Source organism: Streptomyces sp. SM1 (genome assembly GCF_002910825.1).
GTDB lineage: Bacteria > Actinomycetota > Actinomycetes > Streptomycetales > Streptomycetaceae > Streptomyces > Streptomyces okerensis.
In genome coordinates this window covers 1-2484 of record NZ_NEUB01000284.1, presented here as the reverse complement: position 1 = coordinate 2484, position 2484 = coordinate 1, and the positions used below count along the sequence as shown (strand labels likewise).

The 2484-nt window shown below is 73.5% G+C and carries 5 protein-coding genes; all 5 read right to left on the bottom strand.

From position 1 onward, the window contains the following. Window positions 1-56: 56 nt before the first annotated feature. The 5 genes from amaP to B9S61_RS06865 are packed head-to-tail and all read right to left on the bottom strand — an operon-like array spanning window position 57 to window position 2359. The gene (gene amaP / locus B9S61_RS06885) at window positions 57-614 is read right to left on the bottom strand and encodes an alkaline shock response membrane anchor protein AmaP (protein ID WP_258039577.1); all 558 of its coding nucleotides are present in this window, start codon (window positions 612-614) and stop codon (window positions 57-59) included. A 23-nt stretch (window positions 615-637) separates the two neighbouring features. Continuing rightward, the gene (locus tag B9S61_RS06880) at window positions 638-1267 is read right to left on the bottom strand and encodes a DUF6286 domain-containing protein (RefSeq protein WP_103541444.1); all 630 of its coding nucleotides are present in this window, start codon (window positions 1265-1267) and stop codon (window positions 638-640) included. Further along, the gene (locus B9S61_RS06875; protein ID WP_103541443.1) at window positions 1264-1647 is read right to left on the bottom strand and encodes an Asp23/Gls24 family envelope stress response protein; all 384 of its coding nucleotides are present in this window, start codon (window positions 1645-1647) and stop codon (window positions 1264-1266) included. Before B9S61_RS06875 ends, B9S61_RS06880 begins: the two co-directional genes overlap by 4 nt. Then, the gene (locus tag B9S61_RS06870; RefSeq protein WP_073937463.1) at window positions 1644-1829 is read right to left on the bottom strand and encodes a hypothetical protein; all 186 of its coding nucleotides are present in this window, start codon (window positions 1827-1829) and stop codon (window positions 1644-1646) included. The genes B9S61_RS06875 and B9S61_RS06870 overlap by 4 nt, the downstream gene beginning before the upstream one ends. 29 nt (window positions 1830-1858) lie before the next feature. Further along, window positions 1859-2359 (bottom strand): Asp23/Gls24 family envelope stress response protein, encoded by a 501-nt coding sequence (locus tag B9S61_RS06865; protein ID WP_103541442.1) that lies wholly within the window; start codon window positions 2357-2359, stop codon window positions 1859-1861. Window positions 2360-2484: the final 125 nt, after the last annotated feature.

Genomic DNA, 2484 nt, shown 5'->3' with positions numbered 1-2484 from the left:
GCGGGAACGCGGAGGCACGGAGGTGTGGGGCCGCGGGGGCGTGGGGTTCGGGTCGGTCAGGTGACTCGTTGGGGGTGGTGTTTTGCGGCGTGGAGGCGGGCCTCCGCCGGGAGGGTGGCCAGGCCTGTCGAGTCGCGGGCGTGGGTGAGGGGGCCCGTGGTGAGGGCGTGCAGGACGGCACCGGGGTCGACGTGGGGTTCCAGGGTGAGCAGTATCCGCGTCCGGGGACTGCCGCGGCCGCCGGTGAGCAGGACGTGCGCCTGCGCGACCCCGTCCAGGCCGTTCGCCTCTTCCGCCAGGGCGTGTTCCAGCGCCCTGCCGCGCAGCACCGCGCCCTCCCCGTCACGGGTGTCGAGCAGTACCTCGGCCACTCGCCTCCGGCGCACGACCGCGACCAGCCACCACAGACAGAGCAGGACGACCACGGCGAGGGCGGCGATGACGACCGGCCACCACCAGCTCTCGTCCCGCCACCGGGTCCGCTCGGAGCCGTCCAGCAGCACGTCGCCGCGTCCGTCGTGCAGCCACCAGGAGGGGGCCGGCGCCCCCAGGCCGACCGCCAGCACGGAACCGCCGAGGGCGATCAGCACCAGGCCGGCGATCGCGAGCAGCACACGGTTGACACCTTTGGGCACCGCTACCGTCCCTTCCGTCCGGGCCGCCGCACACGCAGCGACAGGGTGGGCGGCCGGGCCAGGCCCAGCCCTTCGGCCGCGTCGTCGAGCACCGCGGTCAAGTCGGTCCGTACGTCGTCCAGTTCGCGGAAGTGCGACACCGCGCGGACATCGGCGCGGCGTCGCTTCACCCTGACCCGCGCCGACTGCACACCAGCCACCTCCATGATCCGGTCGCGCAGCACCATCGCGGCGGCGTCGCGGTGCAGTCCCGCGCGTACGTCGGGACGGGTGCGGCGCATCGGGAGGAGGGAGCGCAGGCCCGGTGTCACGGCGAGCACGAACAGCCAGAGCCCGAGCGCGGCCGCGACGCCCGCGCCGGTCAGCACCCAGACGTCGTCCAGGGGCCGTTCGGCCAGTTGCCGGGCCAGCTCCCGGCGCCAGCTCATCCCGTCCCGGTTGGCCCGCACGGCGGCGATGTCGTACAGGAACGCCCCCGCGATCACCAGGATCACCAGCGCGAGCAGACCGGCGGGGACCCTGCGGGCCGACCAGAAGCGCCGGTGCCCGTCGTCGGCCCGGCCGGTCCCCGCCGCCTGGTCCTTCGCGGGCGGCGGGCTCTGCTCCACGACCGTGCCGTGGGGTTCGCTCATCGCGTCCTCCCGTGCTGCGCGCCGAATCCGGCCGCCGGGTGCAGCCGCTCCACCTGGACGGTGACCTCGGGCACCGACATGCCCGTCAACGTGCGCACCCGGTCGACGACTTGGCGCCGGACCTGACGGCACCGGCCGCCGATGTCGCCGGGGTAGTCGAGTTCGATGTGCACACGGACCCGGGCGACGTCGCGGCGTACGACCACGCTCGCGTGCGGGGGCGCGACGCCCGGCGGCAGGGTGCCGACGGCCTCACGGGCCGCCTGCGAGGCGATCTTCGCGACCACCCGGTCGGCGATCGTCAGCGCCCCGCGCTCGCCCGCCACGACGGCGTCCGGACTTCCGCCGAGTCCGACGGCCCCCGTGCTCACCGCCGTCACCGCCGCCGTTCGTCACGGGAGCGGAAGAAGTCGCCGAGTTCCAGGTCACCCTCGAGGAACCGCCCGACGACGAAGCCGACGGCGCCCAGGGCTGCCACCAGCAGAAAGGCCCCGAATCCGCCGAAGTATCCGGCGAACCCCAGCGCCATGCCGGCAATCATGCCGACCACGGCCATGTTCATGGTGCGCTCCTCCGCTCACACACTCAGTCCTACTGAAGGCGGGACTCCTGCTGTTCCTCGTCCTCCTCCTCGGGCAGTTTCACGTCACTCACCGCGATGTTGACCTCGACCACCTCCAGGCCGGTCATCCGCTCGACCGCCGCGACGACGTTCTCCCGTACGTCCCGGGCGACATCGGCGATGGACACGCCGTAGTCGACGACGATCTCCAGGTCGAGCGCGGTCTGCACCTCGCCGACCTCGGCCTTCACACCGCGCGTCACCGACTTCGTGCCGCCGGGCACCCGGTCGCGTACCGCCCCGAAGGTCCGCGACAGTCCGCTGCCCATGGCGTGCACGCCGAGCACGTCCCGGGCGGCCAGCCCGGCGATCTTCTCCACGACCCCGTCGGCGATGGTGGTGCGGCCGCGGGTGGCGGGGTCGCCGCCCCCGCGCCGGGCCGCCTGGCCCTTGCGCGGGGTGGACTCCGCGAGGTTCTTCTCCGGCTCGGAGGCCCGTGCCGTCGAGCCTCCGTCGGTCATGTCGGTCATCGCCGTACGTCCCTTCGGTCGTCCTCCTTCGACAACCGTATGCATGGTTGCCGGGAACCGCGCCAGGAATGCGGCAGGCTGGAGGAGTGACGGCGGACCGATGGACGCACGCGGTGCGGCAGCAG

Bases quoted from the DNA above. Each gene is read 5' to 3' on its own strand.
- B9S61_RS06880 (WP_103541444.1), bottom strand. From the start codon at position 1,267: ATGAGCGAACCCCACGGCACGGTCGTGGAGCAGAGCCCGCCGCCCGCG.
- B9S61_RS06870 (WP_073937463.1), bottom strand. From the start codon at position 1,829: ATGAACATGGCCGTGGTCGGCATGATTGCCGGCATGGCGCTGGGGTTC.
- B9S61_RS06865 (WP_103541442.1), bottom strand. From the start codon at position 2,359: ATGACCGACATGACCGACGGAGGCTCGACGGCACGGGCCTCCGAGCCG.